Here is a 6,098-nt window from a genome sequence, read left to right as displayed (position 1 = left end):
CATTTGACCCCGAGGGGCAAGGCGGTGGAGCTAGACATCAATTTATCCACAGGTTTAGAACTTTATAGTTTCCTAAACAACTAAAAAGGCACTTTTGTTCAAATTGAACAGAAGTGCCTTCTAATTGTCTGGATAACCACATACGTTCGAGTTTCCAAACCCTTAATAAAATTACTAGATTTCATTTGACGACGCTCTTACTTCATTTCTTTAATCTGCCTTTAATATTAATTCAAAGCCATCCTTTATGTCGCCGTTAATCACCGTAGTGTGATAATTACCATTCGCCCAATCTCTTACCTGGCTATGGTACCACTCTGATTTAATGTGTCCACTTTGCCCTGGCCCTACAATGTGATAGGCCTTGGAGAGATCAGCTAAATCAGCTACAAATCTCCAGGATGCACCGTGATTTACGCTTCCGTCTTCTTTATAACCTGCTGCTTGAACGGTAATGTTAGATCCACCTATTGGTACTGGTTTAGGGTTTAAAAAGTAACCAAGTATAGGAGAGGCACCTGAAATTGGATGATCAAACGTTAATTGATGATAGTCTCCCCATTTCCATTTGGCTTCGTTTTTCCCAAAATCCTCTTCAATTTCATTTATTGCAATTGTGAAAGAATCGTAGACCCACTTATCTACTCCACCGTACTCCTCTAACCAAGCACTTGCTTCGCTTTTATACCCTTTCCGTAATAATTGATCTGAAATATTGCCCTTTCCAGGTAACATGGCATAAACGTCCTCAGGCATTTGCTCCTTAAACATTGTTTTTGGAAGCTGCTTCATCCATTTATGAAAAACTAATGGTGCTGACTGATCTTTATCATCAACATGATCCCATTTCTTTAACACATTTAGAACTTCATTATATTTATCATCGCTATCTTGCTTTTCTACCGACTCTACCATGGAAGCTAAAAATTCACGCGCATATAAATTTTTTTGATCCATCTGTAGTGTCATCATATCTTCCTTAGTTAACTCACTTTTACTTGCCAACACTTCAGCAATTCTTTCGTAACGATAAGATTGCGCCCAAAAATCAGTTATATGGTATAAATAGGACTCATCGACAACCTCATTATTTGCTGTTGCAATAAAACCTTCTTCAGGATTAACAACCTTAGGCAGTTCTGTATAAGGTACATAACCAGTCCAGCCAAATTCGTTAGAATCGCCCGGAACCGGAAGCTGTCCATCACCTGTTTTACGGACCGGTATCCTACCATTAGCTTTATAAGCGATTGTCCCATCCTTTGCGGCAAATACAAAGTTTTGTGCTGGAGCATGAAAGTCCTCTAAAGCACTCTCAAACTCCTCCCAACTAGAGGACTTATTCATTTTTAATATAGCCTGTAATTCTAAAGTAGGCTCTAACGCTGTCCACTGCATAGAAAATAATGCAGAAGGATCCTCTTCCTTGAAAAGCACATCAGAAATAATTGGTCCATGGCGTGTCACCAACACCTCAAATGGCACGTCCTCTTCTCCCTTTACTTTGATATTCGTTTTACGAATAGCTGCCTGTTCCCATTTACCCTCATACATAAATTTCGTGCGATCATCTGGGTTTGGTGTTTCAATATATAAGTCCTGTACATCGGGCCCAACATTTGTTACTCCCCATGCCACTTCTTCGTTATGTCCTAAAATAATACCAGGTATTCCGGCGAATATTACACCACTTACATTTTGACTCGGTGACTCTAAATGCATTTGATACCAAATCGACGGGGTGCTTAAACCCAAATGTGGATCATCTGCCAGAAGCGGCATTCCACTAGCAGTCTTTTCTCCACTAACAACCCAGTTATTACTTCCATTAAATTCATTAGGTAGAATAGCTGCATCAAATCTACCACTAACAGCAACTGGATTACTTAAATTTGCCTCAATAATAGAAGGTGCATCCTCTGGATAAATGATAAATAGTTCTTCCGCCTTTTCTTGCTCAAACTCATTAATTGCCCAATGGCGAAGTGCTAGGCTTGACCAATTTCCACCTAAATCATATGCCATAAATTTACCGACAGCCAAAGAGTCAATTGGAGACCATTCTCTCGGTTCATAGCCTAATAGTTTAAATTCATAACTGAGCTTTCCCTCTTCTATAGCATAATCAATGAATTCATTTACCCCTTCTGTATACCACTTCAAAACCTGCTTTGCTTCGTCACTATAGCCGGCGTAGGATTTCTCAGCTGCATCTCGAAGGCTAAAGGTTAAAAAGAATTTATCTGTATCTAATGCCCCTTTACCAACTACCTCTGCTAGTTGGCCGCTCGCCTGCCTCCTAGCTAAATCCATCTGAAATAAACGATCCTGTGCTTGCACAAATCCTTGAGCACGATAAAGATCTTCATCACTCTGAGCTTTAATATGAGGAACCCCATCCTGATCCCGTACAACCTGAACGTCTTCATTCAATACTTTTACTGCCAGCTCTCCTCGAATAATAGGCTTAGTGTTAGACAAAAAAACATTTAAGCCTACTACAACCACAATTACAATAGCCACTAGTATTCCTAATATCCAAAGAAGTACCTTCCTGCCTTTCTTCAAATAATTACCCCCTTTGTATTTCTATGTCATAATTCGACAAAACAAGGTAAACCCCTGCCCATCATTTTAAATTTCTTGGAATAGAGCCTGATACTTGAAGATAAAAAAAGCCCCATGAATAATGTATATTCATAGGACTAGATTTATATTATTTACTATTTTCCCCAACTATTTTAACTTCTAGTTCTAACTCAACCCCGAAGTTATCATGCACTGCTTTTTTCACCATTTCAATTGTATTTATATAATCTGTAGCAGTTGCATTATTCTTATTGACGATAAAACCTGCATGTTTAGTAGATACCTCTGCTCCACCAAAGCCCTTCCCTTGTAAACCACTATCCTGGATTAGCTTACCAGCAAAGTATCCAGGCGGTCGTTTAAACACACTTCCAGCAGAAGGATACTCTAATGGCTGCTTAGACTCTCGTTGGAAGGTTAAATCAGCAATTTTAGCATTTACTTCTTCTGGGTTTCCAGGCTTCAGCTCAAATTCAGCCGATAAGACATAGTAACCTTCTTTTGTAATTATGCTTTTACGATACTCTAACTCCAGCTCTTCCTTTGAAAGTACCAGTTTTTCACCTTCAGGAGTAAGAACAGTACACTGCAAAATTACATCCTTGATTTCTCCGCCATAAGCTCCTGCATTCATTGCCATTGCTCCACCAACTGTTCCAGGAATTCCACAAGCAAATTCCAAACCTGTCAACGATTCCTTTGCAGCGGCTTTGGAGACATCTATAATAGCAGCTCCACTTTCAGCATATACATGATTACCTTCAATAACAATTTTATCTAGTTTCTCTAAGCAAAGAACAACGCCACGTACTCCACCGTCTCTGACAACCATATTAGAACCATTACCTAACAATAACAGTGGGATATTGTTTTTATGAGTATAGTCAACTATAAAAGCTGCTTCTTGCTCGTTTTCAGGTGTAACAAATAAGTCAGCCATGCCACCCATGCGAGTCATCGTGTGTACATGAAGAGCTTCGTCTATTTTCACATTACTTGGATCTAGCTTTGTAATTAATTCTTTGTACCATACTTGTTTGTTCAAAAAAGACAATCCTTTCTTCTTTAACCTATCACCTTACATACTATGCGTTTACCTATATAAACTTTCAAGTGTCTTATTATAACCAATCCTTGGACCAGGTTTCAATCCCAGTTATAACTTCCTTAAGAGCCATACCTTTATCCGTTAAATTATACTCTACTCGAACTGGAACCTCAGAAAAAAGTGTTCTTTGAACAATCCCTTCTCTTTCCAATTCTTTTAATCGCTCGGACAACAAACGTCCACTTATAGGAAGAGAAGACTCTATCTCATTAAACCTCTTAGAACCGTCTAATAATTGATAAATAATTAAAGTTGTCCATCTTTTACCTAACAATTCCATTGCCTTGGAAAGTCGCGGACATAATGATAATTCCTTCATATTAATCACCTCTATCACTAAGTATTATACGCCTGTTCATATTTTTTGTAAAACCAAAGTAATTAAATTACTTGACGTAATTATATTATTAATTTATAGTTACTTACATAAAGTAACCAAAAGTTACTCTCAAACTATTATGTTTGAATTTGCTATTAAAAACAGAAATGTAGGAGGAAATGAAAATGACAAAATTTAATTTGGACGCTGCACATTCTAGTATCGATTTTTCTGTAAAACACATGATGGTATCTAAAGTAAAAGGTAGCTTTACTCACTTTACTGCTGATTTAGAGGGTACGGCCGAGGATTTAACTGGCGCATCTATCACTTTTAATATTGATGTTAATTCAATCAATACGAACCACGAGGATCGTGATAATCACTTACGTGGCGAGGATTTCTTTGATGCAGAGAAATACCCATCTATAACATTTGAGGCTACTGAAATTCAAAACACTGACATAGGCGAATACGATGTAACTGGTAACTTAACTATTAAAGATGTAACTAAGCCTGTGACTTTTGAAGTGGAATACGGTGGTAAAGGTAAAAATCCTTGGGGACAGGAAGTAGTTGCTTTCTCAGCGGAGACTAAGGTAAATCGTAAAGAGTTTGGCTTAGTTTGGAACCAGGCACTTGAAACAGGCGGCGTGTTAGTCGGCGAAGATATCAAAATTTCAGTAGAGTTAGAGTTAAATCCTGCTGAATAACTTTTAATATTAAAGGGCATTCCACTAAAAATGGAATGCCCTTTTCCTATTGCTATATGAAAACACTTACATTTTCACTTCAATAAATTAATTATTCTGAAATATATTATATACTTTATTCTAGTAAAGTTTTATGTTAATATATTGATTATTCTTTATTATCTGAAAGGACGGAAAATTATGCCACAAATGGTCGCTTTGGTTCTCGTTATCGCTATTTTATTTATTGGAGAATTAGTCTCCACTCGGACAAAGGCTTGGATCCCTTCTGTTTTCGTTTCAGCCGTCCTTTTTATCATTGGCTATTGGACTTTTTTCCCAAAAGAAATTGTATCTATAGCAGGAGTGCCACCCGTAGTTGCAACTATGATGATCTATTTGCTAATTACAAATATGGGGACACTTCTTTCTCTTAAACAGTTAAAGGAACAATGGAAAACTATTTTAATATCTTTAGCTGGAATTCTAGGTATAATTGTCGCACTATTCACAATTGGTATTCTATTATTTGATTTTGAAACAGTTGTTGTGGCGATTCCACCCTTGGTTGGTGGTGTTGTTTCTGCTTTAATCATGTCAGAAGGTGCCGCAAATGCAGGGCTCACTACTTTATCTGTGTTTGCCATCGTTATTTATGTCATGCAAGGATTTGCAGGGTATCCCCTCACGTCAATTGTTCTCAAGAAAGAAGGTAAGTATCTTTTAAACAAATTCCGTCAGGGAGAACTAACTATTGACGGAAATGTGGAAAATTCAACGGTGGATACAAAAGAAGAACTTAAAATGTTTAAAAAGCTACCTGCCAAATACAATACGGATTATTTCAAGCTATTTAGACTGGCCTTTGTCGGGTTCCTAGCCTATGGGGTTTCTACACTTTTAAACCCTATTATTGAAATTAGTCCCTTTGTTCTTTGCTTATTATTCGGTATTATCTCAGGAAGCATCGGTTTCTTAGAACGCAATGTACTTCAAAAGGCAAACAGCTTCGGTATTTGTATTCTAGTTTTAATGCTTTTTGTTTTCGACGCTTTAAAAAATGCAACTCCTTCTATGATTATGGAAATCCTATATCCGTTAGTCGGTACGATCATCTTAGGAGTAATTGGTATGTACATATTCTCATTCATCATCGGAAAGATATTAAAGGTAAGTAAAAACATGGCGTTTGCTGTTTCCTTAACTGCACTTTACGGTTTCCCTGCAGACTACATTATTACAAACGAAGTGATCAAGGCCTTAACCGAGGATGAGAAGGAACGAGAAGTTTTAACTAGCCACATGCTCCCACCAATGCTAGTTGGGGGATTCATTAGTGTAACCATTGTATCTGTTGTACTCGCTGGTATCTTCGTAGGATTCTTATAAG

5 protein-coding genes are annotated in these 6,098 nt (G+C 37.6%); 2 read left to right on the top strand and 3 right to left on the bottom strand.

Translation table 11 applies throughout. The features are described from left to right. Positions 1–210: 210 nt before the first annotated feature. From Q0371_RS10490 to Q0371_RS10480, 3 genes are all read right to left on the bottom strand, one after another. Complete coding sequence (locus Q0371_RS10490) at positions 211–2,568, bottom strand: penicillin acylase family protein (protein ID WP_298470917.1); 2,358 nt, start codon at positions 2,566–2,568, stop codon at positions 211–213. 148 nt (positions 2,569–2,716) lie between these two features. Further along, the gene (gene murB / locus Q0371_RS10485) at positions 2,717–3,634 is read right to left on the bottom strand and encodes a UDP-N-acetylmuramate dehydrogenase (protein ID WP_169358512.1); all 918 of its coding nucleotides are present in this window, start codon (positions 3,632–3,634) and stop codon (positions 2,717–2,719) included. A 76-nt stretch (positions 3,635–3,710) separates the two neighbouring features. Then, a complete protein-coding gene (locus Q0371_RS10480) occupies positions 3,711–4,016 on the bottom strand; it encodes a helix-turn-helix domain-containing protein (RefSeq protein ID WP_169358511.1) in 306 nt (101 codons plus the stop codon). Between the two features lie 185 nt (positions 4,017–4,201). Here Q0371_RS10480 and Q0371_RS10475 point away from each other — a divergent pair, with 185 nt between their 5' ends. Together Q0371_RS10475 and Q0371_RS10470 are read left to right on the top strand one after the other, a co-directional pair. Next, positions 4,202–4,729 (top strand): YceI family protein, encoded by a 528-nt coding sequence (locus Q0371_RS10475; RefSeq protein ID WP_298470914.1) that lies wholly within the window; start codon positions 4,202–4,204, stop codon positions 4,727–4,729. A gap of 180 nt (positions 4,730–4,909) precedes the next feature. Beyond that, positions 4,910–6,097 (top strand): hypothetical protein, encoded by a 1,188-nt coding sequence (locus tag Q0371_RS10470; protein ID WP_298470912.1) that lies wholly within the window; start codon positions 4,910–4,912, stop codon positions 6,095–6,097. Position 6,098 lies beyond the last annotated feature (1 nt).

Source organism: uncultured Psychrobacillus sp. (assembly GCF_938022135.1).
Classification (GTDB): domain Bacteria; phylum Bacillota; class Bacilli; order Bacillales_A; family Planococcaceae; genus Psychrobacillus.
The sequence above is the reverse complement of the archived record's forward strand: the minus strand, read 5'-3'. Positions and strand labels throughout refer to the sequence as shown.

Bases quoted from the DNA above. Each gene is read 5' to 3' on its own strand.
- Q0371_RS10480 (WP_169358511.1), bottom strand. From the start codon at position 4,016: ATGAAGGAATTATCATTATGTCCGCGACTTTCCAAGGCAATGGAATTG.
- Q0371_RS10475 (WP_298470914.1), top strand. From the start codon at position 4,202: ATGACAAAATTTAATTTGGACGCTGCACATTCTAGTATCGATTTTTCT.
- Q0371_RS10470 (WP_298470912.1), top strand. From the start codon at position 4,910: ATGCCACAAATGGTCGCTTTGGTTCTCGTTATCGCTATTTTATTTATT.